Below are 25,215 nucleotides of genomic sequence, written 5' to 3' on the forward strand. Positions count from 1 at the left end.
GGGTTGTGCGACGGCGGGGTCGGCCGTGAGGGGTGGTTCCGCGCTGGGGTCGGCGCTAGGTGGCGTCGGGGCTGCCCAGCAGCATGGCGTGCTTCACACCACCGGTCTGGTAGCTGATGCACAGTGCGTAGTCGAAGTCGAGCGGCCGGGCGCGCGTCCCGGGCACCGGGTCGAAGGGGAGCCCGTCCATGGGCTGTTCGCAGTTGGCGGTGGGACACACCGCGCCCTGTTCCATCATCATCAGCGTCAGGCCGGCGCCCAGGCAGCCGGCCGGGGCTCCGTGGTGGCCGAAGCACGCGTCCTGCGAGGTGATCAGCACGGTGTCCGCCGCCGCCCCGTACAGGGTCCGGACCGCGCCGGCCTCCACGGCGGCCACGGCCGAGTCCCCGTGGCCACAGCTGTGGATGTAGGGCACGTCCTCGATCCGCCACCGCTCCCCCAGGCACCGGCGCACGGCGTTCGCCAACTGGGCTCCGGTGTCATCGGCGCCCAGGGGGTTCGCCAGCCCGTCGCGGGTCAGGGCGGTGGAGAGCACCTGGCCGTAGATGTGCGCGCCGCGCCGGTGGGCGCGCTCGCGGCTTTCCACGATGACGGTCGCCGCGCCCTCGCCGTAGTTGATGCACTCGGACCGCCGGTCGTACGGCCGCATCACGGCGTCGGACGAGGGGGTGAGACCCAGCATGCCGGGCTCACCGCCCATCGCCTCATGGGCGCGCCGGGCGCCCTCCAACAGGCGTTCCGCCGTCCGGATCACCTCTCTGTTGAAGACGTCGACGCCGGTCACCGCGGCGAGTTCGACCTCTCCCGCCGCGATCAGGCGCTGGGCGTGGCCGAGCTGTACGGATCCGGACGCGCAGCCACAGGCCACCGTGAAACACGGGCCGGTGGTGCGGGTCAGCGCCCCTTGCACCACGGCGACATCGGAGGGGGTGCCGCCCTGTCCGCCCGCGACGAACAGTTCCAGCGCGTCGAGTGGCGCGGTGTGCGCGGGGTCGGCGCGCAGTGCCGCCAGATAACTCTCGACATTGCTGTCGACCCCGCCGCGCCCGACGAGAAGCGCCGCTTCCCCCAGGTGGCCGGCCTGGATGTCCAGTTCGGCATCCGCGCACGCCTCCACCAGCGAAACCAATCCGAAGCGATGCGCGTCGGTGAAGTGGCGGGAGAAGAATTCCGGGATGCCGGGAACGCGCTCCGCGAACATGCCGTCGGAGAGATCGACCGAGCCGTAGTACGTCCCGTTCCGCGCGAGACAGCAGCCGCCCCGAGAGGCGATGTTCCACACCTGACCAGCGGTGAAGGCCGGCCCGCCGTCGCCCGGCAGACAGAAGCCCAGGCCGGTCACCACGGCGTCCCTGGGGCTGCCGCGGACTTCGCGGGAAGATTTCGGCGGGCTCATGACACCCTGCCGCAGCTGAGCACAGTCATGTTCTCGAATCCAATGCGATGGGGTCAGCCGCGGGTTCTTGCCGCCGTCGGCCGAGGGAAAGCCACGCCAGGCTTCAACGTTTTGTGGAATAGACGTGGAATAGACAACGTACGCCGCGGTGTCGAGAAGAGAAAGGGAGCACCGAAACACAAGGTGGTACAGGTCACGGCAAGTTGGTACCCCGCCGAATGGAATCCCGGAGACGGCGCACCCGCAGACGGCGGACGGCCCCGGCCTCGCCCACTCCCCCTCGCGCGCCCGGCGCCCGCGCGGCACCACCGCCGCGACCGGGGGCGCCGCCGCCCCTGCCTGCCGCGCTGCCCCCTCCGGTCACGCCGGTACGAAACGGCGGCGCGTCAGTCCGACGGCAGGCGGGCGCCGCACCGGGCGCAGTAACGGGCGTCGGGCTCCTGCGCGAGCCGGCCGCACTCCGTGCAGACCCGGTTGAGCAGGCAGGCCGACTCACCCCCTTCCGGGGCGGCGGCACGGATGGCGAGGCCGGGGCGGCGGCGGTGCGCCGTGAGGTAGACCAGGCCGTCCGCGCCGGCGGAGAGCGCGCGGCGGGCGCCGTGCGGCAGCCAAGCCACACAGCCGGGCTCCAGCTCCTGCCGGGTGTCCGCCACTTCGAGCCACCCGCTGCCGCCGGTCACATACAGCAGCACGTCGAGGTCCGGCTCCATATGGGCGTCGACCTGGGCGTCGGCGGGCAACCGGATCACATTGGCGTCGAGTTGGCGCCCCTCGACGGCGAGCCGCCACAGGGCCCCGCCCCGGTCCGCCGCCACGCCGCGAAGCAGGTCCGTCATCCGTCCCAGCACACCAGATACCGGCGGCATCCTCTTCCTCTTCCTCCCGTACGACCCCCGCGGTCCGCCCCCGCGCACCATGAGACGGATACCACACGGCTCCCCTCTCCCGATAACTGGAATTTAGCATGCGGATTTAATACCGTCGTGCTGTGCGACTGACCAAGTTCACGGATCTGGCGCTGCGCGCCGTGATGCGCCTCGCGGTCTCCGAGCGGGGCATTCCGCTGACCACGCGGGAGGTGGCCGAGTCGGTCAATGTGCCGTACGCGCACACGGCGAAGGCGATCACCCGGCTACAGCACCTCGGCGTGGTGGAGGCCCGGCGCGGACGCGGCGGCGGGCTCGAGCTGACCGGACTCGGGCACACCGCCTCGGTCGGCTGGCTGGTGCGCGAGCTGGAGGGCGAGGACGAGGTCGTGACCTGCGAGGGCGACGCACCCTGTCCGCTGCGCGGCGCCTGCCGGCTGCGCGGGGCGCTGCGCGCGGCGCAGGAGGCGTTCTATCGCGCGCTCGATCCGCTGACGGTGGCCGATCTGGTGACCTCACCCACCGGCCCGGTGCTGGTCGGACTGACCGGCCGCCGCCCCGAGTGAACGCCGTCGCCCCAAGAAAACAGCGCCCCGCCACAGGGGCCCATACCTGTACGGCTAAATACGAAGATCATTGACCAATTCAGGAGGCGCCGTGCTCTCCGAGCGGTCCACCCCCGTCATCCGCGCCACCCTGCCCGTCGTCGGCGCGGCCATCGAGGACATCGCCGGGCTGTTCTACCGGAAGCTGTTCGCCGCGCATCCGGACCTGCTGCGCGACCTGTTCAACCGCGGCAACCAGGCCAATGGCGAGCAGCGGAAGGCGCTGGCCGGCTCCCTCGCCGCCTTCGCCGGGCTGCTGATCGAGCGCCCCGACGCCCGGCCGGACGCGATACTCGCCCGGATCGCCAACAAGCACGCCTCCCTCGGCATCACCTCCGACCAGTACAAGGTCGTCCACCGCCACCTCCTCGCGGCCGTGGCGGAGGTGCTCGGCGACGCCTTCACCCCCGAGGCCGCCACCGCCTGGGACGAGGTCTACTGGCTGATGGCCAACGCGCTGATCGCCGTCGAGGCCCGGCTGTACCGGGAAGCCGGCGCCGCCGAGGGCCAGGTCTGGCGGCGGATGGAGATCGCCGAGCGGCGCGAGGAGACCCCCGACGTGGTGTCCCTGGTGCTGCGGCGCGCCGACGGCCTGCCCGCCGGCGCGTTCCGCCCCGGCCAGTACGTCAGCGTCCGGGTCGAACTGCCCGACGGCGCCCGCCAGATCCGCCAGTAAAGCCTCTCCGCGGCCCCCGGCCGCGCGCGGTGGCGCATCACCGTCAAGCGCGTCCGGGGCGGCGCCGGACCGCGGGGCGAGGTCTCGTCCTGGCTGCACGACAACGCCCGGGTGGGCGACGTGCTCACCGTGTCCGCCCCCTTCGGCGACCTGGTCCTGCCCGAGGGGGACGGCCCGCTGCTGCTCGCCTCCGCCGGAATCGGCGCCACGCCGATGCTGTCCATGCTCGACCACCTGGCCACCATCGGATCGGCCCGCCGGGTGACCGTGGTCCACGCCGACCGCTCCCCCGCCGACCACGCCCACAGGGACGAGCAGCGCCGGCTGGTCCGCGCGCTCCCCAACGCCCGACTGCGCCTGTGGTACGAGGAACCCGGGAAGGACGCGGCCTCCGAGGGACGCGAGGCGCCGGGCGCCGGGGCGCCGGAGGTATCGGCCGGCCGGGTCGACCTCGGCGCGCTGGACCTGCCCGCGGGGCTGACCGCCTTCCTGTGCGGTCCGCTGCCGTATCTGCGCGCGGTCCGCGGTGGCCTGCTCGGCCTCGGTGTGCCTGCCGCGGCGATCCACTACGAGATCTTCGGCCCGGACCTCTGGCTCGGCCTGGAGTAAGGCCACTTCTCGCGCTTGTGGATCCACCGGATGCCGGTACAGTCGCCAGTGCCGCGGAATCGCGGGGCAGTTGAAGGGGGCGGCTTATGCGCGCGCTGGTGGGCGGCCGGTGAACCGAGCGCGATTATGGTGGCGCAGCCGCCGGGTCGCCGACGGTCTCGAACTGCCGAGCCCCTTCGACCCGGCCGCCTTTGTGGCGCTGCTGGCCGAGCGGCGGGGACGCCCGATCGAACTGCTGCCGGTCACCGTACGCCACTCCCTCCCCTGCGGCCTGCTCGCGACCACCGACCGGGCCGACTACATCCTCTACGCGGCCGATACGACCGCCCTCCACCGGCAGCACATCGTGCTGCACGAGACCGCCCACCTGCTGTGGGGTCACGAGGGCGCGGCCGACCCGGCCTCGCTGGGCCTGCTGACCCCCCATCTGACGGGCTCTCTGGTGCGCCGGGTGCTCGGCCGGACCGTGTACACCCAGCCGCAGGAACAGGAAGCCGAGTTCCTGGCCTCCCTGATTCTCCAGCGGGCGCTGCGCAACGACCGGGGTCCGGGCGCGCCGAGCCCCGGCCAGGCCCGGCTCGGCTCGCTCGTCGGGGCGCCGCCGGAACGGCTCGCGCCGCCGGGCGGCGGGGGCGCACCGTCCGGCCGGGCCGGGGCGCCACCTGCGGGCCGTGGCCACGGCCATGGGTGACCTGCTCACCTACCTGCCCGCCGCCGCGGCGATGGCGGTGGGCTGGTACGAACTCCGGCTGGCGCGCAGACGCCGGTTCGCCCCGGGCACCCGCCAACTGTGCCTGTTCGGCCTGTGCATGGGGGCCGCGATGGCGGTCCTCGCCCCGGCGACGGTGACGGCCGCCGGCCACGTACTGCCCGCTCGGGCCGAGGCCTGGCCCCATCTCGTCGGCCGCGAACTGGAGATGGCCGCGCTCGCCTGGCTGGCGCTGGCGGCGATGGCGCTCGACCTGCCCGACGCGCGGCACATCCCGTCGCGGTGGCATGTGCGGGTCACGGTGACCGTGTGCGCGGCGGCCGCGGTGTGCTTCCTCGCCTCGGGCGCGGCGGTCGAACAGGGCGAGGTCGTCGCCCCGGGAGCGGGCGGCAGGGCCGGGCTGGTCGCGTTCGACGTGCTCTTCACGCTGTACAGCCTGTGGAGCCTGACCCTGTTCGCGCTGCCGGTCCACGCCCAGATCCGGCGCTCGGGCCCGGGCCCGTTCCGTACCGGGCTGCGGCTGGTCACCGCGAGCGCGTGCGTCGGCGGGCTGTGGGCGCTGTGGGGCCTGACGGGCGTCGCGAACATGGCCCGGACCGGCCGTCAGGGCGCGGGCACGGACCCGGTCGCGATCGTGCTGGCCGCCTCCTGCCTGGTACTGGCCTGCCTGGGCGCGACCGCCGCCCGATGGCGCGGAGCCCTGACGGCGCCCGCCCGCTGGATGCGCGCGTACCGCCGCTACCGCGCCCTGGAGCCGCTCTGGTCGGCGCTCCACGCCGCCGTCCCCGGAATCGCCCTGCGCACGCGGGCGCGCCGGCTGTCGTGGCTGCCGCCCCGCAGCGCGGAGTTCGCGCTGTACCGCCGGGTGATCGAGATCCGTGACGGATACCTGGCGCTGCGCCCGTACGCCGCGCCACCGGGCACGGCCGCGGAGGCCGGGACGGCGGATGGCGAGGGCGTCGGCGGGGGCGTGGGCGTGGGCAAGGGCGTCGAGGCCGCGGAAGCCGGAGCCGAGGAGGCCGGCGCCGCGGAGGCGGAGGCCGCCGCCGTCGCGGCGGCGATCGAGGCGGCGAGGAGCGGCGTACGGCCCGGCGGGCCGGACCCGGCCGGCGCCGCCTCCGGCCCCGCCGTCCGGCCGGTCCGGGGCACCGTCGAGGCCGAGGCGGCCTGGCTGGTCCGGGTGGCCGACGCGTTCGCCCGGTACGCGGCGGAGCGGCCGGTACGCGCCCGGGTGCCCGCCGAACCCCGACTCAGCCGGGGGCGGGAGCGGGCACCGGCGTCGGCGCCGGGGCGGAAGGGCTGAGCGCCGCGACGTCGGTCGTGTGGTGCACCCAGGTGGCGATCTCGACCCGCGAGGAGCAGCCCAGCTTCCGCATGGTCTCCCTGATGTGATTCACCACCGTCCACTCCGAGATCTGCAGCCGTCGGGCGATCTGCTTGTTGCTCAGCCCGAGGGTGATCAGGGCGGACACCTGGGACTGGCGGGGAGTGAGCGGGTCACCGGGCAGCGGGCCGCCGCACCCGAGGGGCGGGGGCGGCCGGTCGACGGCGGGCGGCCCCCCGTACGGTCCGGGGGCGCGGGCCGGGCTGGGATCGGGGCGGGGCCGGGGACCGCGCTCCGAGCGGAGGCCGGGATCCGAGGGGGAGCCGGGGTCCGGGCGCGGGCGGGGGTCTGCGCGTTCCCGGGAGCCCGGGCTCCGGCCAGGAGCCGCGGATACGTTCCGGTCCGGGGGCATGCCCGGGTTCCGGTCCGGGCCGGGGTCGGGGTCCGGATCCGGCCGGAAGAGACCGAGACGGGCCGCGAACTCCTTGACCAGATCGGCCAGCGGCGTCCCGGCCCCTTCCGACAGGGCAGCGAGGAAGCCCCGTTCGCCCAGGTGACGCCGCAGGTGCCCCTCCAGCCGCCCCACGGTGAAGTCCGGGTACGCGGGCTCGTCGAGCAGCCCGCCGACCCCGCGCGCCGCGTGGCAGCCGCCCAGGCATCTGACCACGTCGGCGGCGCGGGCGGCGGTCCTGGGCAGCAGGGGCGTGCCCAGCACCGAGAGCAGAGCGCCGAGCACGGCGGCGGCGCCGAGGGTCCGCAGACCGGCCACGGCCCGGTCGAAATAGCCGTCCGCCTCGGCGGCCCGGCCCCGCGCGGCGGCGAAGACGCTCAGTTGGAGCAGAGCGGTGCCGGAGACCAGCGCGTCGCGGCGCCGGGTGGCGCCCGACAGGGCCTCCACCGCCAGGGCCGTGGCCTTCGGCAGGCTGCCGTGCAGGAACTCCGCGAGCGAGGCGTCGAGCATGACGCGGTGGGCGGCGTGCCCGTCGCCGGTGTACGAGCGGTGGGCCCCGACCGCCGTGTGCAGGGCGGCCAGCGCCTCCCGTGGCCGGTGCGGGGCCTCGGCGATGCCTCTCAGATGGAGCAGCCGGGCCGCGAGCAGGGCGCCTTCGGGGTCGACGGCGGCAGCCCCGGCCTCGTCCCGCGCCTCGGTCTCGGCCCGGGCCGCCTCCGCCCGGCCGAGGAGGGCCAGGGCCGCCTCCGGCTCCCCCGCCCGGATCGCCGCCTCGGCCAGCAGCAGGTTGAGCCGGATACTCCGAGGCGTGCCGGCCGGGGCCTCCGGCCAGGTGGTCAGCAACTCGGCCCAGGTGAACGGGGTGCCCGAGGCATACCAGTACGTACGCGCGTGGTCCACGAGGGCGATCGCCTCGTCCGCCGCGCCGACGCCGATCAGGGTGTCCAGGGCGCAGCGGATGTTGCGCTCTTCGCTCCGGAAGGCCGTGAGCCCGGCGTGCTGGTCGCCCTCGGCGATGCGGCGGGCGGCGGTGCGGGCCAGTTCGGCGTAGTAACGGGCGTGCGCGAGCCGGAGGTCGTCGGCGGCGGGCGCGCAATCCGGCCCGGCGGCGGGGGCCGACGACTCGAAGGGGATGTGCAGCCGGGTCCGGGTGAAGCCGTCGAGACGGCCGGACGGAAGTGCGGACACGCTCAGCAGATGGTGGCCGAGCAGGGACTCCAGCGCCGTCGGGAACGCGTTGAGGGAGACGCCGGCGATCCGGCGCAGCGCCTCGGGCCCGGCCCCGCCGCTGAACAGCCGGGCACAGGCGAGCAGTCGGCGCTCGGCGTCGCCCAGTGGGGGGTGGTGCCGCGCCCGTACGGACGCGCCGGGGTCCATGGCCGGGGCGCGGGGCGGGGCCGTGGCGCGGGCCGGGCCGCCGTACGCGTCGAGCAGCCGCGCCAGGCTGCCGCTGTCGCCGACGGCCCCCGCCGGGCCCTCGGGGCCGGGGTCGAACCGCCCGTCCAGCGCGGCCCAGAGCACTTCGGGCCCCTCCAGGGCCGCGATCCGCGCCGCCAGGAGCAGGGCGCCGGGGATGCCCCGCAGTTCCGCGCAGGTGCGGGCGACCGCCTCCTGGTTGTGGTACTGGACACGGAATGCGGGGTTCAGCGCGCGTACGGAGGCCACGTACAGCCGCACGGACGGGATGCGGCACATGCCGTCGAGGTCGAGCGCCGAGCAGTCGAGCGGGACGGGCAGCGGCCCGACCGTACGGACCGCAAAGCCCGCAGAGGACGCAGCGGCCGCGGCGGCCAAGGGCTCGCGGGCGGTGACGATCAGCCTGACGCCGGTGCGCGCCACCGCGGCCGGCACGCCCGCGTGCCCGGCCGGGGCCAGGCCCTCGGCGAGGATGAGCGGCGGCTCGCCGGGGCCGCCGGAACCCCCGTCCCTGGCGGCCCTTGGGCGCTCGCGGAGGCGCTCGATGAACCGGATGAGCTCCGCGCCGGGGTCCTCGTACGCCGAGCCGTCGAAGCCGATCGTCTCGGCCCCGCTCGCCGACGCGTACGCGGCCGCGACCGCTCGGGCCAGCCGCGTCTTGCCGATGCCGGGCCCGCCGGACAGCACCACGCCGGGCGTGGCCGTGTCCGTCAGGAGCGCCAGCAGCTCGGAGATCTCACGGTCCCGTCCGAAGATCTCGCGGTCGGGCGGATCGGTCATGGACGGCTCCACGGAGTGTGTGAGCTGAGATGAATGTTGTGTGGAAGACTCTGCACATCAGCTGGGCGCTCTGTCAACTAGAATGAATGGCGGCACGTTGAGGACCTATATCCGCTGCCACCCTCGAAGAGCCGGGGCGGGCGCGAACGAAAGAGGTGCGCCGTGACAGGAGAGGTGCCCACGCCGTCGGCGCTGGCCGACAAGATCGACACTCTCTTCACGATCGTGCGCAGACCCGACCGCCAGCAGTACAGCCATGAGGAGGTGGCCCGGGCCTGCCGCGAGGCCACCGGCGAGACCTTCTCGGCCACCTATCTGTGGCAGCTGCGCACCGGGCGGCGGGACAACCCGACCAAGCGCCATCTGGAGGCGCTGGCACAGTTCTTCCAGGTCCCCCCGGCCTACTTCTTCGACGACGAGCAGGGCGCGGAGATCGCCCGCGAGCTCGAGCTGCTCGGCGCCCTGCGCGACGCGGGCGTGCGGGATGTGGCGCTGCGCGCGGTGAACCTCTCGCCCGAGGGGCTGGGCACGATCAGCGATGTGATTGACGCGATCGCCCGGCGCGAGGCGGAGGCCGCGGCGGAGGCGGAGAAGGGCGGCGCGAAGCGGCGCCGCGGCGGGGGCTGACACCGGTGTGACACCACGAGCGGGCCCCCCGACGAGATGCGTCGGGGGGCCCGCTCGTACCTACAGGGATGTGACGGCGGTGGCGTGACGCCCCCTCACATCACGCCATCGCCGTTCACACCGGCTAGTCGCCGGCGGTGACGGTGGTGATGAGCGAGAGTGTCGTGGTGATGATGGTGATGGTGGACTGCGCTTCCGGCGCGGTGCCGGTGGTGGCGAGCTCCGCCACGGCCGCGTCGGGCGTAGTGTAGGCGGCGTAACCGCCCATCAGGTCGATGGCGCTCATGACTGCTGGCTCCTCGTGTCGTGGTGTCGTGGGCGCGGTCGGGTACGCACGGGCCGGGCGCGGATTCCGCCCGGCCCGCCCTCCCCGACGTATCTCGATCCCAGCAGCCATCGCCCGGCCCGGACACCCGCAGGAAACTGGCCCAACCCTGACGGCGCGGCGGCGGTCGGCGCGAACGGCGCGGAGCAATAACCCCCGCCATCGCGCGAAACTGACAGAATCCTGCCCCCCTGACACGGCCCCCGCCGCACCGGGCCGAGGTCTGCCAGACGAAGTCCTGTCACTTTCCGTCTGATCCCGGCCATGTCTAGCGTTTCGGGCATGACAGCGACGATTCCGGCGGACGTGTACGGCGCACCGGACGCCCCGCGGCACGACCTCGCCCCGGTACCGCTCGCCGAGGCGCCCGAGGTGGGCCTCACGCTGACGCGGCTCGGTCTTTCGCCGCTGGTCTCGGACCAGCTCGTCGGCCACCCGGGCCGCAACGACAACTGGTCCGGCCGGACCGAGAACGGCGCCCAGGTTTTCGTGAAACGGCTGGACCGGCGGGCGGCCGACGCGACGGGGCGCTTCGACCGGGCATACGCCTTCCAGGTGGCGCGGGTCGCGGCCGGGCCGCTCAGCTGGAGCGCTCCGGCCTTCCTCGGCGGCGACCGTGAGGCGCTGGTCCTGGTCTACGCCCGGCTGGAGGGGGCGGTGGACGGGGCGGCGCTGGCCGAGGAGGGCCGGTTCGACGCCGCACTGGCGCGCCGCGCCGGGCGGGCGGTGGGAGAGCTGCACGGCTTCCACCCCGCCGGGGTGCCCGGGGCGGGGTCCCGCCGGGGCCGGGGCCTGGCCTCCCGGCTGTCCGCCCTGACCGTGGCGGAGTACACCCGCAGCAGCGCGGCCGAGCTCGGGTTCTGGGCGCTCTTGCAGCACGACGACGACCTCAAGGCCGGGCTGCGCGCGCTCGGCGAGCGCTCGGGCGCCGCCGCGCCGGCCCCCGCGCACGGCGACCTGAGGCTGGATCAGTTTCTGCTGCACGGCGACGAACTGCATCTGTGCGACTGGGAGGAGTTCCGCCTCGCCGATCCGGCCCGCGATATCGGCGGCTTCGTCGGACAGTGGCTGTTCCGCGCGGCCACGCTGATGTTCACCGAGTTCGAACCCGACACCCCGGAAGACCCGGCCGGCGCCGACGGCGGCACCCACGCGTCCCTGGTACGCGGCGGCGCCGACCGGCTCGACGCCGTGCGGCCGCTGATCGCCGCGTTCTGGCGGGGATACCGCGAGGCCCGGCCGGCGGCCGGCCCGGGCCTCGCGGCGCGGGCGGTGGCCTACGCCGGGTGGCATCTGTTCGACCGGGTGCTCGCCGCCGCCGCGCACAGCGCGCGGCTGACGGCCGTCCAGCGGGGGACGGCGGGCGTGGGGCGCGCCGCGCTGCTCGCGCCCGCGCGGTTCATCGACGTACTCGGGCTGGGGGACGACGCATGACGGACACCTCCGGGCGGACCGGGACGGGCCCGCTGTCGCCCGCCCTGCGCGCCGCGCTGACCCATCTGCGCCTGCGCGGCCTCCGGCCGGACGGCGCGCCGGACGTCTGGCTGGAGGAGCGCCCCATCCCGGGCGACACCGCGCGGGAGGTGCGGCTGGCCCTGGCCACCGCGCTGTACGAGCGGTGGCACGCGGGAATGGCGCTCGAGCCCAACGTGCCGACCCGGCTGCCGCGCCGCGACCACGCCTTCGAGGCCCGTCTGGTCGCCGCGACACCACACGCGAACACCCCGGTCGAGGCGGTGGCACACACCACCGCGCCACCCGGCGGCCCTCTCACGGTGGAGCTGGGGCGGGTGCGGGTGAGCCTGCCGCCCGAGGCGGTGCCGGGCCCTGTCCGGGCGGCCTTCGAGGCCGTGACACCAACGGCCGTGACACCGACGGCCACGACACCAACAGCTGCGACACCAACGGCTGCCGCGGCGGCAGGGGGCCGGAGACCGGGGGAGCAGCGCACGGCGGAGGGTCGTCCTCGCAGCGGGCGCCGCGGTCGACATGACGCCGGCGCGCGGGTGGTCGCGGAGCTGCCCGCCGTACGACCGGCCCTGTCGCCGGGGTTCCTGCTGGTGGACGGGGTCGACGGGCGGCCGGCGGCCGGGGCGGACCGCGAGCTGCTGAGGGTGTATGTCCATCTGCGGTACCCGGACGCCGCCCCGCGGGTGTGGGGTGCTCTGCTGACGCAGCTGGCCGCCCGGTCCGTGCCGTACCGGGCCAAGGTCCTCTCCCGCCCCTGGGCGTATCCGCGCCGCGACGCCATCGTGGTCTACCTGGACGCGGACCGCGCGGACGTGGTGTTCCCGCTGGCGGCGGCCGTACGCCGGCTGCCGGGCATCGGCGCGGACACCTCCGTGTTCGCGCGGCGGCTGCTCCCGGGCGTCGCCGTCGCCTGGGAGCCGCGCGACGCCCGGCCCGGGTGGCGCGGGCAGAGCTTCGGCCAACACCGCGCGGCGGCGGTCGCCGAGGGCGTCGTACGACACGCGGCGGACCCCGAACGCACGGCGCTGGCCCGGGAGATCGCGGATTCGCTGCACAGCGCCGCAGCGGACCCCGCCGAACCCGCCCGCAACCACTCCTCCCCCGGCCTGCCCGCCGCCGCCCTGCTGACCCTGCGGTCGGCTTCCTGTCCGTCCTGACCCCACGTGATACACGACCTTCGACGAGCGGAGAACTCATGCGGAGCAGAAGAGACTTACTGAGGGCGGCGACGGCCGTGGCGGGAGCCTCCGCTGTCGGCGCCATGGCCGGCAAAGCGGCCGCGGCCTCGCCCAGGGCCTCGGCAGCGGGGCCGAGACGGGTGCTGAACACCGTCGGGACGCGGCTGAACACCTTCAACGACGCGTCGGGCCGGGTGACGGTGTCCGTGTTCTCGCACCGCGGCAGCCCCGCCCAACAGCACTGGATCGACGAGACCGTGCTCGTCGGCGACGGAGACATGATCGCCATCGGCGGCGGCGCCACCGCGGTGGAGTACCCCGATGGCGCGCTGCTGACCGCCTCGTACCCCACCGACGACCTGTCGGGCTGGACGGTCGGCTCGAAGGACCATCGCGCCGCCCAGCCGCATGAGCTGGTGTCCTATGTCATCGGCCTGAAGATCGCCGGGATGAGCCGCGACGAACTGCTGCGGTCGGTGTATGTGTCCCGTGCGGACAGCGGCACCGCCCCGCACCCGGAGGCCGAGGCCGGAATTCCGTCGTCGAACGACTATGTGCTGGTTGGCGGCGGCTTCAAGGTGGAGTGGCACGGTCAGGGCAATCTGGCCACGGCCTCCTTCCCCGCCACCGAGACCTCGTGGAAGGCGCGGTCGAAGGACCATCTGGCCTCCGATCCGGCCAATCTCCGTGTGTTCGCGATCGCGCTGAAGCGAAACCTCCCGGTCGGCCGCGTCCTCACCAGCATCTCCAGGTCCGACTCCACCCAGACCCCGCACCCCGCGGCCGTGGCATCGGTGGCCCCCGGGTACGCGCTGACGGGCGGCGGCGCGGAGGTGCACTACCACAACGCGGGCAATCTGCTCTGGAAGCTCGAGCCGGCCACCACCCAGACGCCGAGCTTCAGCGCGGCCGCCAAGGACCACCTCGCGTCGGATCCCTCATCCATCACCGCCTACTCGCTCGGCATCCGCATCGGCTGACCCGCCGTCGGGCGATCCCGCGGCGGCCGCTGCGAGGGGAGCGGCCGCCGCTCAGCCCGCTCAGCCCGCTCAGTCCCTGGTGTCGCCCAGCGATTCCAGGAGATCCCGGAGCGTGCCGGCGAGGGCGTCGTGATCGGCCTTGCCGAGGGCGGCGAGCAGCCGGCTCTCGGTGGCGAGGTGGTCGGGCAGGGCCCGGTCGATGAGCGCGCGGCCCTCGTCGGTGAGGGCGACGTGCACCACCCGGCCGTCCGACTCGCTGGGTGTGCGGGTCACCAAACCGCGGGCTTCGAGCCGGTCGAGGCGCTGGGTGATGGCGCCCGAGGTGACCATGGCCGCCCGCATCAGCTCGGCGGGGGTCAGCCGGTACGGCGGCCCGCTGCGGCGCAGCGTGGCGAGCACGTCGAAGGACGCGGGGTCGAGCCCATGGGCGCTGAACGTACGGCGCGTCTCGGCCTCGATCAGCCGCGAGAGCCGTTTCAGGCGCCCGATCACCGCCATCGGCGACACATCCAGATCGGGGCGCTCCGCGCCCCACTGCGCCAACACCAGGTCCACGTGGTCTGTCACGACCCCCAGCCTAGCCAATTCCTTAGCGCTGAGGTACTTTACCTTAGTGCTAAGAAATCGAATCGGGGTCGTCCTGCTGACCGCGCTCGCGCCGGGCGTCTGGGGGACCACCTACCTCGTCACCACCGAACTGCTGCCTCCGGGCCGCCCCCTGCTCGCCGCGGTGGTCCGCGCCCTGCCGGCCGGCCTGCTGCTCGTCCTGCTCACACGGCGCCTGCCGCGGGGGATGTGGTGGTGGCGCGCGCTGGTGCTCGGAGCCCTCAACATCGGGGTGTTCTTCGCCCTTCTGTTCATCGCCGCCTACCGGCTGCCCGGCGGGGTCGCCGCCACCGTCGGCGCCCTGCAACCCCTCCTGGTCGCCGTCCTCGCCTCCGGCCTGCTCGGCGAGCGCCTTTCCCGGCGCACCGCGATCGCCGGAGTGGCGGGGGTGGCCGGCGTCAGCCTGCTCGTCCTGCGGGCGGACGCGCGCCTGGACGCCCTGGGCGTCGCCGCCGCGGCCGGGGGCGCGCTCGTCATGGCCACCGGGGTCGTCCTCAGCAAGCGGTGGGCCTCCCCCGCACCCCTGCTGGCGACCACCGGCTGGCAACTGGTCGCCGGGGGCCTGCTACTGCTCCCCGTCGCCCTCCTCGTCGAAGGGCCGCCCCCGACGACACCGACCGCCGAGAACCTGGTCGGCTACGGCTATCTCTCGATCGTCGGCGCCGCCCTCGCCTACGCCCTCTGGTTCCGCGGGATCCGCGCCCTGTCCGCCACCGACGTCACCTTCCTCGGGCTGCTCAGCCCCTTGGTCGCCACGGTGCTCGGCTGGCTCGCGCTCGGCCAGGAACTCACCGCGTGGCAGGCCCTGGGCGGAGCGGTGGTCCTCGCCGCCATGGTCATGGCCCAGACCCGCCCGGCCCGCCGCGCCGACGACGGCCGGGTACGACCGGCCCTCCCCCTCAGCGATCTCGCCGTCCGCCGGACGGCCGAGCCGAAAGGAAACCGATAGCCATGCGCATCACCGTCTTCGGAGCGGCCGGGAGTGTGGGCAGCCGTGTGGTGGCCGAGGCGCTGTCCCGGGGCCATGAGGTCACCGCCGTCGTACGGAACCAGGGCCGGCTGGGCGATCTGCCCGCCGACGCCACGGCCCGGGTCGGCGACGCGGCGGACGTCGAGGACGTGGTCCGGCTGAGCGCCGGCCAGGACCTTGTGATCACCGCCACCCGACCCGCGCCCGGCAGCGAGGACGAGCTCGTCACGGCCACAAAGGTGTTGCTCACCGGAGTGGCGAGCACCGGCGTCCGGCTGTTGATCGTCGGCGGCGCCGCCACCCTGACCGTGCCGGGCACCGGCGGCACCCTGCTCGTCGACGCGTCGGACTTCCCCGCCGCCTGGCGGGGCATCGCGCTGGCCTGCGCCGGCCAACTCGAGGCGTGCCGCGCGGAGTCGGAGGCGGACTGGGCCTATCTGAGCCCGGCCGCCCTGCTCGAACCCGGCGAGCGCACCGGCACCTACCGGCTGGGCGCCGACGAACTCCTGGTCGACGCCGCCGGCACCTCCCGCATCTCCATGGAGGACCTCGCGGTGGCCCTGCTGGACGAGGCCGAGCGGCCCCGGCACCACCGGGCCAGGTTCACCGTCGCACAGGCCTGAGAGCGTTCTCCCGCGACTCCCCCGCGACTCCCCCGCGACTCCCGCGGCTCTCCCGGGACTCCTCCGGCTCTCCCGGGACTCCTCCGGGCCCCTTCCGGACGGCCTTCGGAGACCTTGGGGACTCTTGCGGAAAAACCCGCCCGCCGGGGCCGGTCCGCGCGGATCGGCCCCGGCGTAGGCTCGCTCCATGGGTGACTTACTTCCGTTCCTGATGGTCGTCGGCTCTCTCGCCGTGGTCATGGGCTTCTTCACCTGGCTGGCCGCCCTCGTCCGGCGCCGCGGTGTCGCCGGGTCGGCGGTCCGCTCCATCGTGGACGTCTACGACCAGGCCTGGCACGCGACCGGCCACGATTCCCACTACGAGATCCAGGTGCAGGCGGAACGCAAGCTGCCGATCCCGTCGCCGGACGACCCCTGGCGTCCGGACCGCGGCGTGACCGCCCGGCCGTGGAGCGCCCGGCCGGCCCTGTCGCACCCTCGCCCCGGGCGCCGGGGGCTCGGCCGCCGGGTCCGCCGGCTGTGGCACCGCCGCTGAACGGAGGCGCCCGTCACCCGGCGGGCGGAGGAGTGGACCGCAACCGCACCGCCACGGCTCAGCCGGCCTCGGGGCCGGTGGTGGTCCATCCCGGCGCCTCGACACGGTGGGTGAGCGTCTCCCGGGACGCCCGCTGCCCGCATGCTCCGCAGACCACGACGGGATCCAACTCGGCGCCGCAGGAGTGCTCCAGCGCCACCGGGGGCCGGTCGGCGAGGTGCCGGTCGCCCCACTTCATCAGCATCAGCAGCACCGGTTCGAGCTCCCAGCCGGCCTCCGTGGGCCGGTACTCGAAGCGCTGGGGCCGCTCACTGTAGGGAACCTTCTCCAGCACGCCCGCCTCCACCAGGCGACGCAGCCGCGCCGCGAGGATGTCGCGCGGCGCCCCGATGTTGCGGACCATGGCGTCGAAGCGCCGCACCCCGAGGAACACCTCGCGGAGAACGAGCAGCGAGTGCTTCTCCCCGACCACGGCGAGCGAGTCGGCGATGGAGCAGGGTCGCGGATCCTTCATACGCACAACGTACGGGCAGTGCGTTTGGATCTCAAACCAAGAGGGGTCGGGCCGGGCCGGGGCCTCAGGGAGAATGGACACCCGTCCCGAGCGCGGCATGACAGCGGTGCTCATCTCACAGCACGAGAGCAGGCACGTTGTCCCAGAAGCGCGAAACCCCTTCGGTCGGCACCCCCGCTGCCGGCCCCGACCGGCTCACCCTGCGGGCCGACTGCGCGAACTGCTTCGGACTGTGCTGCGTCGCCCTGCCCTTCACCGCCTCGGCCGATTTCGCGGTCGACAAGGCGGCCGGGCGGCCGTGTACGAACCTCCGGACGGACTTCCGCTGCGGCATCCACGCGCAGCTGCGCGAGCGGGGCTTCTCCGGCTGCACGGTCTTCGACTGCTTCGGGGCGGGCCAGAAGGTGTCCCAGACCACCTTCGGCGGCCGGGACTGGCGGCAGGCCCCCGACACCGCGCCCCGGATGTTCGAGGTGTTCCCCGTCATGCGGGCCCTGCACGAGCTGCTGTGGTACGTGACCGAAGCGCTGGCCCTGCCGGCGGCCCGCCCCATCCACGGCGACCTCCGCCGCGCGCTGGAGGACCTCGACGGCCTCACCCGCGGCAGCGCCGAGGCCCTGGCCCAGCTGGACGTGGCGGCGCTGCGCCAGGACGTGAACGCCCTGCTGCTGCGCGCCGGCGAGCTGGCGCGGGCCCGGGTCCCGGGCCGCAAGAAGAACCACCGGGGGGCCGATCTCATCGGCGCCCGTCTGAGGGGCGCCGATCTGCGCGGCGCCAACCTTCGCGGGGCCTGTCTCATCGCGGCCGATCTGACCGGCGCGGACCTGCGGTCGGCCGATCTGACCGGGGTGGACTTCCGTGACGCCGATCTGACCGGCGCCGACCTCACCGGATCCGTCTTCCTCACCCAGGCCCAGCTCAACGCGGCCAAGGGGGACGCCACCACCAGGCTGCCGCGAACACTGAGCCGCCCGGCGCACTGGCCGTCCGCCACCACGGCCTGATCCGCCCGCGGCCGGTTTCCGGTTCTGCAAACGTTTTCGGACATTCACCCGTCAGGCCTGATGAGAACGCCGCGCGACCCGTGAATGATGCACCGGAACGGCCGATGGGGAGGTATAACCGTTGCCAGAGCGATGAGTTGACGTATCGACGAAAGAGACGAGACAGGGGCCGGGCTTGGGCCGAGGGCCTCGGAGGTAACGGGTGCGGTATCGGGTCCTGGGGGCGCTTGAGCTGTGGGACGGCGGCCGATGGATCTCCCTCGGCCCCGCCAAGTGGCGCATGCTGCTTGCGGTGCTGCTGTGCCACGCCAACCGGACCGTGCCCACCGACCGGCTCATGGACGAGCTGTGGGGCGAGGAGGGGCGCCCGCAGAGCGCGGGCAAGTTGCTCCAGACCTACGTGTCGCGGCTGCGGCAGACCCTGGGCGATGAGTCCGGTGAGGTCCTGATCACCGACAAGCAGGGCTACAAGGCACACGGGTACCGACTCACCGTGGAGGCCGCCGAGTTCGACGCGCACCGGTTCGAGCAGCTGGTCGAGGAGGGGCGGCGCGGTCTGGACCGGGACGCGCCCGAGGCCGCCGCCGAGCGGCTGCGCGAGGCGCTGGGGCTGTGGCGCGGCGCCCCGTTCCAGGGCGTGCCCCCGACCCCGGCCGTGGAGGCGGAGGCCGCGCGGCTCGAGGAGTGCCGCCTCGAGGCCGTGGACGCCCGGATCGAGGCCGATCTGCGGTGCGGCCGCCATGCCTCGGTGCTGGGCGAGCTGGAGGCCCTGACGGCCGAACACCCCTTCCGGGAGGATCTGCGCGGCCGCCGGATGCTGGCGCTGTACCGGTCCGGACGGCAGGCCGACGCCCTGGCGGCGTACCGCGATCTGCACCGGTCGCTGGCCGAGGAGCTCGGCGTCGAGCCGACCCCGGCGCTACAGCGGCTGCACCAGCGGATCCTGGCCGCCGACGAAACCCTGATGCCGCCGCCGGCCCGCGCCGCGGAGGGGGCGCCCAGCGGTAGCCGGGGGACGCCCGCCGCGCCCCCTCGGGCCGCCCCCCGGGGGCCCCGCCAGCTTCCGCCCGCCAGCCCCGCCTTCACCGGGCGCCACGGCGAGGTCGCCGTGATACGGACGCTGATCGAAGAGGCCGAGGAACACGACGGCTCCGGGGCCGCCGCGGCCGACGGCGGCGACGGGGGTGCGGGCGGGCGGCCCGTGATGATCGCGGCCATCGACGGCACCGGCGGGGTCGGCAAGTCGAGCCTGGTCATCCACGCCGCGCATCAGCTCGCCGACCGGTTCCCCGACGGCCAGCTCTACGTCGATCTGCACGGCGCCACCGCGGGGCTGACGGCTCTCGACCCCGGTGAGGTGCTCGGCCGGTTTCTGCGCGCCCTCGGGGTGGACGGCTCCAGCGTCCCCAGCTCCACCGACGAGGCGTCGGCCCAGTTCCGCTCGCTGGCGGCGGGCCGGCGGCTGCTGGTGATCCTGGACAACGCCGCCTCCGTGGAGCAGGTCCGCCCGCTGCTGCCCGCCGGGCCCGGCTGCAGCGCGCTGGTCACCAGCCGCGAGATGCTCACCACCCTCGAGGGCGCCACCCATCTGCACCTGGACGTCCTCCCCCTTGACCAGGCAGTGGCGCTGCTGGAGCGGATCGTCGGCGCGGAGCGGGTCCGGGCCGAGCCCGAGGAGGCCGAGGCCATCACCCGGCTGTGCGGCGGGCTGCCGCTGGCGCTGCGGATCGCCGGGGCCCGGCTGGCCGCCCGCCCCGGCCGGCCGCTGCGCACCCTGGTGACCAAGCTGACCGACGCGCGCGGCCGGCTGGACGAGTTGAGCTTCGGCGACCTGGCCGTGCGTACCAGCTTCCAGGTCAGCTACGACGGCTTCCGCGAGGGCCGGCGGTCCGACGACCTGGACGCGGCGCGGGCGTTCCGGCTGCTGAGCGCGTTGCCCGGGCCGGATGTGAGCCTCCCGGTGGCCACCGCCCTGTTGGGTCTGAGCGCGAGCCGGGCCGAGAGCGCGCTGGAGCGGCTGGTCGACGCACAGCTCCTGGAGAGCCCGGACTCGATCCGCTACCACATGCACGACCTGCTCCGGCTGTTCGCCTCCGAGCGGGCGGAGCAGGAGGATTCCGAGGCCGAGCGGTCGGCGGCCGTGGCGCGCGGGCTGTCCTGCTACCTGGCCACCGCGCAGCACGCGGTCACCCTGCTCGATCCGCTCCGCCCCCGGCCCGGGCGCCCCGTCGACGGCGCCGGTGCCGGCGCGGTGGTCCCGCTCGGCGACAGTACGGAGGCGGACGCCTGGCTGAAGGCCGAACTCCGCAACCTGCTGGCCGCCGTCGCCTACGCCGTGGACCGGCCGGAGCCGGTCGCGCGTCTCGGCGTGTGGCTGGCGCAGTCGCTCCAGTGGTTTCTCTATCCGCGGGCACACGCGCAGGACCTTCAGACGGTCAACGAGCTGGCGATCCAGGCCGCCCGCCGCCTCGGCGACCTGGAGAGCGAGGCGTGGGCGCTGGACCACCTCGCGGGCGCGTACTGGCTACAGCACGCGTACGACGACGTCCGGGAATGCCTGGAGTCCGCGCTGGAGATCTGGCGTGAACTGGACCATCACGAGGGCGAGCTGCGGTCGCTGTGCAACCTTGCCGACGCGCTGTGCGAGCTGGGGCTCCACGAGGAGGCCGTCGACCTGCAGAAGCGCCAGCTGGCCCTGGCCCGGGAGACCGGCGACCTGGCGGCCGAGGTGGTCGGCCTGGGCAACCTCGGCCGGGCCCACCGCGGTCTCGGCCACCCCGAGGAGGCCCTGGCCTGCTTCCAGGAGAGCCTGGAGGGCGCGCGGCGGACCGGCGACATCCACCACCAGGGGTTCGCCCTGTACGAGATGGGGATCACGTACATGGAGCAGGGGAAGTTCCCCGAGGGCCGGATCCACCTGGACCAGGCCCTGCCCGTGTGGAAGCGGCCGGGCACCTACGAGAGCTGGCGCGGGCACACCTGGAGCGGGCTCTTCCCCGCCTGTATGACGCTGCAGATCGGCCCCGGCCCGCGCTGAGACCCGGTTTCGGGCCCGTGCGGCTCGGCCGGGGTTGCTCAGGCCCGGTGGGGACGCGCGCCGTCCTCACGCCGCCCGCGCATGTAGTCGACCATGGGGACGACGCGGTCAACCAGATATTTGCGGGGTTACGGCTTGCGGGCGACGCCGCCGTAGGCCCAGACGCGGGACGGGTCGTGCTCGGCGCCGATGCCCGGCCGCCACAGCGGCAGTTGCACCAGCCCGGGTTCGAGGAGGTCGAGCCCGGTGAAGAAGTCCAGGATCTGCGACCGGTCGCGCGAGGCGGACGCGACGGGGCCGGTGAACCCGGTCCAGTCCCGGAGCGGGTTCTGGGTGAAGTCGCCGGTGACATGGGACAGGATCAGACAGCTGCCCGGCGCGGCCCAGTCCATGAGCCGGGCGATGAGCCCGTAGGGGTCGTCCGCGTCGGCGATGTAGTCGAGGACGAACGTCAGCACGATCGCCACCGGCTGCTTCGGGTCGAGCAGCCGGCGCAGTTCCTCGTGGTCCAGGATCTGCTCGGGGGTGCGCAGATCGGCCCTGATCGTCGTGGTGCCGGAGCCGGCCAGCAGCGCCCGTCCATGGCTCGCCGCGATCGGGTCGTTGTCGACGTAGACCACCCGGGCCCGTGGATTGACCGCCTGCGCGACCTCGTGCACATTCGGGTTCACCGGCAGGCCCGCGCCGATGTCCAGGAACTGGGTGATGCCGTCGTCGGCCAGGTGGCGCACGGCGCGGGCCAGGAAGCGGCGGTTGGACAGCGCGGTATCCCTGACTTCGGGGGCGACTTTCAGAAAGCGCTGGGCCTGCTCGTAGTCGGCGAGGTAGTTGTCCTTGCCGCCGACGAGATAGTTGTAGACCCGGGCCGGGTTCGCCTCACGCTCCTGGTGGCGGCCGTGTCCGGCGTGCTGCCGGATTCCCGGTGTCCTGAGCCCGATGCCGGCCCCGCTGCTGTTCATCCCGAATTCCCCTGCCACGAGCACTGCCACCGCCTCACCGCATGCCGTTACGCGTCACTGTCCGTGCGGCGCGAGCCCGGGCCGCCAGGTGACCGTCTCCCGCGGCCCCGGTTCCGCCCAGGCGACCGGGGCGCGGGACCACAGGTGGAAGGGCAGATCGACGTCCGCCCGCACCCGGCTGAGCTGCCCCCAGGAGTACACGTCCGAGTGGACCGCCGAGGCCTGCAGCGCCGCTTCGAGGCAGGCGCGTGCGGTCCTCTCCGCGCGGCAGGTGCCGCTCGGGCCGGATCCTTCCACTCCGCCGGAGACCTGATAGGTGCTCCAGGCGTAGAGGGCATCGTGCTCGGTGTGCTGTTGCTGTTGCTGGTCGACGTTCACTGGCCCTCTCCAGACGCATCCCTACCGGGCGGCTGTAGCGATGTGTCCAGCATCGAAGAGGGCGGGGTAGCGGCGGTATAGCGGCGGTAAACCGGGCGGCGGACCCGGTATACCGGATCCGCCGCCCAGGTTGCGCCCGTGTCACGCGGGGACGAGCCAAACCCCCACAAGGGGTGTTATTCGGCCAGCCAGGCCAGGATCTCGCGGTTGATGGCCTCGGGCCGCTCCAGGTGCAGGAAGTGTCCCGCCCCCTCGACCAGGTCGACGCGCGAGCCGGGCGGGAGGTGGTCCTTCGCGCTGCCGACCACGTCGGCGCCGATGCACCCGTCGGCCGTACCGTGCAGATAGAGGGTGGGCCGCTCCCCGGTGCGGGTGATGGCCTCCTGCTCGGCGGCGTACTTCTCCAGGTGCCGCGAGGGGTCGAACAGGGCGCGGTAGTAGCCGATGGCGGCCTCGAGGTTGGCCGGCTCCCGCAGGCTCTCCTTGAGGTGGGCGATGTCCTGCTCGGCGTGGTGATAGCCCGGCGACCAGTCGCGCCACAGGCCGTCGATGAGCGCCATGTCGTGCGCGGCGGCACCCGCCTCGGCCAGCGGCGTCTGGAACAGGAAGATGTAGAACGAGCGCTTGAACTGGCCGTAGTCGAAGCCGAAGAAATCGGCCAGCACCCCGCCCAGCGGAGGGACGGCCATGGTGACGGCCCGCCGCCAGCGCTGGGGGGAATGGGCGGTGGCGCCGTAGGTGGCGATCGCGCCCCAGTCGTGTCCGATGAGCACGGCGTCGCCATCGCCGCCGAGCGCGTCGTGCAGCGCGTTGGCGTCGGCGGCCAGCGCGCCGGCCTGGTACGCGCCGTCGGCGGGTATGCCGGTGGGCGCGTAGCCCCTCAGGAAGGGCGCGACGGCGTGGTAGCCCGCGTCGCCGAGGGCGGGCAGCAGATGGCGCCAGGTGTGCGCGGTGTCGGGAAAGCCGTGCAGGCACAGCGCCAACGGCGCGTCAGCCGGCCCCGCTTCGAAATAACCGAACTCAAGTCCATTAGCGTTGACGTACTTCAGCTGTGTCACGCCCGGATGCTATGCCACCCCCCAAGGCGCGTCCATGCGCCGCGGGCACACCCCGGCCAACCGTCCGCCCGGCCCGTTCGTCGCGCAACACCGTTGCGTTCAGGCATTGTTCGATGTTGAGGGCCCCCGTGCGGTGTACAGGCGAGGATGGCAGACTGCGCATCACACCGTCCTGACTTCCGAGTCGCGGACGCGTGTGCGATTTTCCGGCGCAGCGCGAGGGAGGCCCTATGACCGGCCAGAGCACCGGCCAGAGCAGTGGAGTCGCGGAGCAGCACGACTCCATGGTGCACCGCGGATTCCTCTACCAGGACGAGGAGGAGGTGGTCTCGGTCAGTGTGCCTTTCCTGCGCGCCGGTCTCGAAGCCGACGACGCCGTCGCCGTGGTCGCCTCCAAGCCGAACATCATCGCGCTGCGGGACGCCCTGGGTCAGGACGCCTCGTCGGTGCAGTTCGAGGACGCGCTCAACTGGTACCAGCACCCGGTGCGGACCATCGCCGCGTACCACGCCTACATCAAGGCCGAGAAGCCCCGCCGGGCCCGGCTGGTCGCCGAGCCGGTGTGGCAGGGGCGCACCCCGCTCGAGGTCGTGGAGTGGGCGCGCTACGAGTCCATCGTCAACGCGGCGTTCAGCGACTCCGGCGCGCGCGTGATCTGTTGCTACGACCGGCAGGCGCTGCACCCCGAGATCCTCGACTACGCGCGGCAGACCCACCCCGAGATGATCGACGGACACGGGCCGCGCAGGAGCGAGGAGTACACCGACCCGGGCCCGTTCATCGCCACCTGCGACCGCCGGCCGCTCCCCCGCGCCCCTCGGCTGGCCGAGACGATGGCGATCGACACGGCCGATCTGGACACCCTGCGCGTCTTCGCCACCGAGCGGGCCGGCCGCCATGGGCTGGCGGGGGACGCGCTGCGCGACATGGTCGCCGCCGTGGCCGAGGTGGCCACCACCGCCGTCCGGCACGGGAGCGCGCCGGCCACCCTCCGGATGTGGACCGACAACGGCGACCTGGTCGGCGAGATCTCCGGCCCCGGCCACTGGTACCCGGACGCGCTGTGGGGCTTCTCTCCGCCGGCCGACTCCGATCCCGCGTTCGGGCTGTGGGGGGTCCGCATGCTGTGCGATGTGGTGCAGATGCAGGCCGACACGGACGGCACCGTCATCAGGCTGCGCACCCGTATCTGAGTGTCCCGGCGCCTCCCTTGACCGGCGGTCGCCCACCGTGATGGCGCGTGTTCCGGAGGTGTTCACGCGCCGTCGCCTTCCGCTGTCCGGCCACGCCGCTACCGTGCCGGTCATGAACGGACTTCAGGTGTCACGCCGCGCCGTGCTCGGCGGGGTCTTGGGAGGAGCCGCGGGGCTGGTGCGGCCCGGCTGCTCGACGCCTGGCTGCTCGGCGCCCGGCGGGGGGCTCATCACCCCTGAACACTCGGCTCCGGCGCCGCCTCGAGGAGGATCTTCAGCAGCTCGTCCGGCGCGTCCCGCATGAGGTTGTGCCGGCCCTCCACGGCGTGCACCGTCCACCGCGGGTCCTCGCGCAGCCGCGCGTAGGTGGGGGCGAACGGCGACTCGCCGTCCCACCCCGTGGCGTACACGTACTCCCGGCGCCTGAAGCGCCCGAGGTCGCCGGTGAGCCGGATCCGCTGGAGGAGCGAGGCGAGCGGATGGGGCGTGGCGCGGGGGTCGAGGTACGGCAGAGGCGGCACCGCGTAGCCGGTCTCCCCGACGTCCAGGTACCACGCGCGCAGTTCGTCGGAGGCGAGGGTCCAGCAGGAGTCGCCGTCCTCGGGCACGAAGGCGTCCAGGTACACCAGGGAGTCCACCCGCTCCGGCACCCGGTCCGCGGCCCCCGTGATCACCATCCCTCCGTAGCTGTGCCCGACCAGCACCGCGTCCTCGATCGATTCGGCCGTCAGCACGTCGGCCACGTCCTGAATGTGCGTGTCGAGGTTCGCCGTGGGGCTCAGCGGCCGCGCGTGGTCGCCGAAGCCGGTGAGCGTGAGCGTGTGCACGCGGTGGCCGTGCTGCCGCAGCTGTCCGTCGAGCCGCTCGTAGCACCAGCCGCCGTGCCAGCCGCCGGGGACGAGGACGAAGGTGGCCATGTGGTGCTC

23 protein-coding genes and 1 pseudogene are annotated in these 25,215 nt (G+C 73.9%); 14 read left to right on the top strand and 10 right to left on the bottom strand.

Annotated elements, in window-relative coordinates:
• Nucleotides 1–55: 55 nt before the first annotated feature.
• A complete protein-coding gene (locus ACWY4P_RS05860) occupies nucleotides 56–1,396 on the bottom strand; it encodes a beta-ketoacyl synthase N-terminal-like domain-containing protein (protein ID WP_456209053.1) in 1,341 nt (446 codons plus the stop codon).
• A gap of 386 nt (nucleotides 1,397–1,782) precedes the next feature.
• Entirely contained in the window at nucleotides 1,783–2,232 is a 450-nt protein-coding gene (locus ACWY4P_RS05865) for a cupin domain-containing protein (protein ID WP_456209054.1), read from the bottom strand.
• A 152-nt stretch (nucleotides 2,233–2,384) separates the two neighbouring features.
• Here ACWY4P_RS05865 and nsrR point away from each other — a divergent pair, with 152 nt between their 5' ends.
• The 4 genes and pseudogenes from nsrR (at nucleotide 2,385) to ACWY4P_RS05885 (ending at nucleotide 6,164) form a co-directional block, all read left to right on the top strand.
• Complete coding sequence (nsrR, locus tag ACWY4P_RS05870) at nucleotides 2,385–2,828, top strand: nitric oxide-sensing transcriptional repressor NsrR (RefSeq protein ID WP_456209055.1); 444 nt, start codon at nucleotides 2,385–2,387, stop codon at nucleotides 2,826–2,828.
• A gap of 91 nt (nucleotides 2,829–2,919) precedes the next feature.
• A pseudogene (locus ACWY4P_RS05875) lies at nucleotides 2,920–4,152 on the top strand (globin domain-containing protein).
• Between the two features lie 109 nt (nucleotides 4,153–4,261).
• A complete protein-coding gene (locus ACWY4P_RS05880) occupies nucleotides 4,262–4,843 on the top strand; it encodes a ParH-like protein (RefSeq protein WP_456209056.1) in 582 nt (193 codons plus the stop codon).
• Nucleotides 4,824–6,164, top strand: a complete 1,341-nt coding sequence (locus ACWY4P_RS05885) for an MAB_1171c family putative transporter (protein WP_456209057.1) — start codon at nucleotides 4,824–4,826, stop codon at nucleotides 6,162–6,164. Before ACWY4P_RS05880 ends, ACWY4P_RS05885 begins: the two co-directional genes overlap by 20 nt.
• Here the strand turns inward: ACWY4P_RS05885 and ACWY4P_RS05890 are convergent.
• Entirely contained in the window at nucleotides 6,112–8,832 is a 2,721-nt protein-coding gene (locus ACWY4P_RS05890; protein ID WP_456209058.1) for a LuxR C-terminal-related transcriptional regulator, read from the bottom strand. The genes ACWY4P_RS05885 and ACWY4P_RS05890 overlap by 53 nt on opposite strands.
• 162 nt (nucleotides 8,833–8,994) lie before the next feature.
• On the opposite strand from ACWY4P_RS05890, the gene ACWY4P_RS05895 reads away from it, so the two are divergent.
• Nucleotides 8,995–9,459, top strand: a complete 465-nt coding sequence (locus ACWY4P_RS05895; protein WP_456209059.1) for an XRE family transcriptional regulator — start codon at nucleotides 8,995–8,997, stop codon at nucleotides 9,457–9,459.
• Nucleotides 9,460–9,583: 124 nt separating this feature from the next.
• Here ACWY4P_RS05895 and ACWY4P_RS05900 read toward each other — a convergent pair whose 3' ends face one another.
• Nucleotides 9,584–9,745: an LxmA leader domain family RiPP gene (locus ACWY4P_RS05900; RefSeq protein ID WP_456209060.1), complete on the bottom strand. Its 162-nt coding sequence runs from the start codon at nucleotides 9,743–9,745 to the stop codon at nucleotides 9,584–9,586.
• Nucleotides 9,746–10,066: 321 nt separating this feature from the next.
• Here ACWY4P_RS05900 and lxmK point away from each other — a divergent pair, with 321 nt between their 5' ends.
• From lxmK to ACWY4P_RS05915, 3 genes are read left to right on the top strand one after another with little or no spacing between them, the layout of a single operon-like run.
• The gene (gene lxmK / locus ACWY4P_RS05905; protein WP_456209061.1) at nucleotides 10,067–11,218 is read left to right on the top strand and encodes a class V lanthionine synthetase subunit LxmK; all 1,152 of its coding nucleotides are present in this window, start codon (nucleotides 10,067–10,069) and stop codon (nucleotides 11,216–11,218) included.
• Nucleotides 11,215–12,411: a T3SS effector HopA1 family protein gene (locus ACWY4P_RS05910; protein WP_456209062.1), complete on the top strand. Its 1,197-nt coding sequence runs from the start codon at nucleotides 11,215–11,217 to the stop codon at nucleotides 12,409–12,411. The genes lxmK and ACWY4P_RS05910 overlap by 4 nt, the downstream gene beginning before the upstream one ends.
• A gap of 38 nt (nucleotides 12,412–12,449) precedes the next feature.
• On the top strand, nucleotides 12,450–13,412 hold the full coding sequence (locus ACWY4P_RS05915; protein ID WP_456209063.1) for a hypothetical protein: 963 nt from the start codon (nucleotides 12,450–12,452) through the stop codon (nucleotides 13,410–13,412).
• Nucleotides 13,413–13,481: 69 nt separating this feature from the next.
• Here ACWY4P_RS05915 and ACWY4P_RS05920 read toward each other — a convergent pair whose 3' ends face one another.
• Complete coding sequence (locus tag ACWY4P_RS05920; RefSeq protein ID WP_456209064.1) at nucleotides 13,482–13,979, bottom strand: MarR family winged helix-turn-helix transcriptional regulator; 498 nt, start codon at nucleotides 13,977–13,979, stop codon at nucleotides 13,482–13,484.
• A 46-nt stretch (nucleotides 13,980–14,025) separates the two neighbouring features.
• Between ACWY4P_RS05920 and ACWY4P_RS05925 the strand changes: the two genes are divergently transcribed.
• The 3 genes from ACWY4P_RS05925 to ACWY4P_RS05935 all read left to right on the top strand — a co-directional run bounded on the left by ACWY4P_RS05925 (nucleotide 14,026) and on the right by ACWY4P_RS05935 (nucleotide 16,146).
• Nucleotides 14,026–14,967, top strand: coding sequence for an EamA family transporter (locus ACWY4P_RS05925; RefSeq protein WP_456209065.1), 942 nt, complete (start codon nucleotides 14,026–14,028; stop codon nucleotides 14,965–14,967).
• A 2-nt stretch (nucleotides 14,968–14,969) separates the two neighbouring features.
• Entirely contained in the window at nucleotides 14,970–15,611 is a 642-nt protein-coding gene (locus ACWY4P_RS05930) for an NAD(P)-dependent oxidoreductase (protein WP_456209066.1), read from the top strand.
• 187 nt (nucleotides 15,612–15,798) lie between these two features.
• Entirely contained in the window at nucleotides 15,799–16,146 is a 348-nt protein-coding gene (locus ACWY4P_RS05935; RefSeq protein WP_456209067.1) for a hypothetical protein, read from the top strand.
• A 58-nt stretch (nucleotides 16,147–16,204) separates the two neighbouring features.
• On the opposite strand, the gene ACWY4P_RS05940 is transcribed toward ACWY4P_RS05935, so the two are convergent.
• A complete protein-coding gene (locus ACWY4P_RS05940) occupies nucleotides 16,205–16,660 on the bottom strand; it encodes a winged helix-turn-helix transcriptional regulator (RefSeq protein ID WP_456209068.1) in 456 nt (151 codons plus the stop codon).
• A gap of 137 nt (nucleotides 16,661–16,797) precedes the next feature.
• Between ACWY4P_RS05940 and ACWY4P_RS05945 the strand changes: the two genes are divergently transcribed.
• Entirely contained in the window at nucleotides 16,798–17,664 is an 867-nt protein-coding gene (locus ACWY4P_RS05945) for a pentapeptide repeat-containing protein (protein ID WP_456209069.1), read from the top strand.
• A gap of 202 nt (nucleotides 17,665–17,866) precedes the next feature.
• Nucleotides 17,867–20,701, top strand: coding sequence for an AfsR/SARP family transcriptional regulator (locus ACWY4P_RS05950; RefSeq protein ID WP_456209070.1), 2,835 nt, complete (start codon nucleotides 17,867–17,869; stop codon nucleotides 20,699–20,701).
• A gap of 128 nt (nucleotides 20,702–20,829) precedes the next feature.
• Here the strand turns inward: ACWY4P_RS05950 and ACWY4P_RS05955 are convergent, their stop codons facing one another.
• From ACWY4P_RS05955 to ACWY4P_RS05965, 3 genes are all read right to left on the bottom strand, one after another.
• Nucleotides 20,830–21,660: an SAM-dependent methyltransferase gene (locus ACWY4P_RS05955; protein ID WP_456209071.1), complete on the bottom strand. Its 831-nt coding sequence runs from the start codon at nucleotides 21,658–21,660 to the stop codon at nucleotides 20,830–20,832.
• A gap of 54 nt (nucleotides 21,661–21,714) precedes the next feature.
• Nucleotides 21,715–22,038 carry a hypothetical protein gene (locus tag ACWY4P_RS05960; protein WP_456209072.1) on the bottom strand — a complete coding sequence of 108 codons (324 nt, stop codon included), beginning with the start codon at nucleotides 22,036–22,038 and terminating at the stop codon, nucleotides 21,715–21,717.
• A 176-nt stretch (nucleotides 22,039–22,214) separates the two neighbouring features.
• On the bottom strand, nucleotides 22,215–23,096 hold the full coding sequence (locus ACWY4P_RS05965) for an alpha/beta fold hydrolase (RefSeq protein ID WP_456209073.1): 882 nt from the start codon (nucleotides 23,094–23,096) through the stop codon (nucleotides 22,215–22,217).
• Between the two features lie 230 nt (nucleotides 23,097–23,326).
• Between ACWY4P_RS05965 and ACWY4P_RS05970 the strand changes: the two genes are divergently transcribed.
• Complete coding sequence (locus ACWY4P_RS05970) at nucleotides 23,327–24,289, top strand: anti-sigma factor RsbA family regulatory protein (RefSeq protein ID WP_456209074.1); 963 nt, start codon at nucleotides 23,327–23,329, stop codon at nucleotides 24,287–24,289.
• Between the two features lie 230 nt (nucleotides 24,290–24,519).
• Here ACWY4P_RS05970 and ACWY4P_RS05975 read toward each other — a convergent pair whose 3' ends face one another.
• Entirely contained in the window at nucleotides 24,520–25,206 is a 687-nt protein-coding gene (locus ACWY4P_RS05975; RefSeq protein WP_456209075.1) for an alpha/beta fold hydrolase, read from the bottom strand.
• Nucleotides 25,207–25,215 lie beyond the last annotated feature (9 nt).

Source organism: Streptomyces sp. LZ34 (assembly GCF_053890475.1).

Excerpts from the sequence above, each read along its gene's own strand:
- ACWY4P_RS05890 (WP_456209058.1), bottom strand. The coding sequence starts at position 8,832 with ATGACCGATCCGCCCGACCGCGAGATCTTCGGACGGGACCGTGAGATC.
- ACWY4P_RS05930 (WP_456209066.1), top strand. The coding sequence starts at position 14,970 with ATGCGCATCACCGTCTTCGGAGCGGCCGGGAGTGTGGGCAGCCGTGTG.
- ACWY4P_RS05970 (WP_456209074.1), top strand. The coding sequence starts at position 23,327 with ATGACCGGCCAGAGCACCGGCCAGAGCAGTGGAGTCGCGGAGCAGCAC.
- ACWY4P_RS05910 (WP_456209062.1), top strand. The coding sequence starts at position 11,215 with ATGACGGACACCTCCGGGCGGACCGGGACGGGCCCGCTGTCGCCCGCC.
- ACWY4P_RS05935 (WP_456209067.1), top strand. The coding sequence starts at position 15,799 with ATGGGTGACTTACTTCCGTTCCTGATGGTCGTCGGCTCTCTCGCCGTG.
- ACWY4P_RS05865 (WP_456209054.1), bottom strand. The coding sequence starts at position 2,232 with ATGACGGACCTGCTTCGCGGCGTGGCGGCGGACCGGGGCGGGGCCCTG.
- ACWY4P_RS05940 (WP_456209068.1), bottom strand. The coding sequence starts at position 16,660 with ATGAAGGATCCGCGACCCTGCTCCATCGCCGACTCGCTCGCCGTGGTC.
- ACWY4P_RS05915 (WP_456209063.1), top strand. The coding sequence starts at position 12,450 with ATGCGGAGCAGAAGAGACTTACTGAGGGCGGCGACGGCCGTGGCGGGA.
- ACWY4P_RS05900 (WP_456209060.1), bottom strand. The coding sequence starts at position 9,745 with ATGAGCGCCATCGACCTGATGGGCGGTTACGCCGCCTACACTACGCCC.
- ACWY4P_RS05975 (WP_456209075.1), bottom strand. The coding sequence starts at position 25,206 with ATGGCCACCTTCGTCCTCGTCCCCGGCGGCTGGCACGGCGGCTGGTGC.
- ACWY4P_RS05860 (WP_456209053.1), bottom strand. The coding sequence starts at position 1,396 with ATGAGCCCGCCGAAATCTTCCCGCGAAGTCCGCGGCAGCCCCAGGGAC.
- lxmK (WP_456209061.1), top strand. The coding sequence starts at position 10,067 with ATGACAGCGACGATTCCGGCGGACGTGTACGGCGCACCGGACGCCCCG.
- ACWY4P_RS05955 (WP_456209071.1), bottom strand. The coding sequence starts at position 21,660 with ATGAACAGCAGCGGGGCCGGCATCGGGCTCAGGACACCGGGAATCCGG.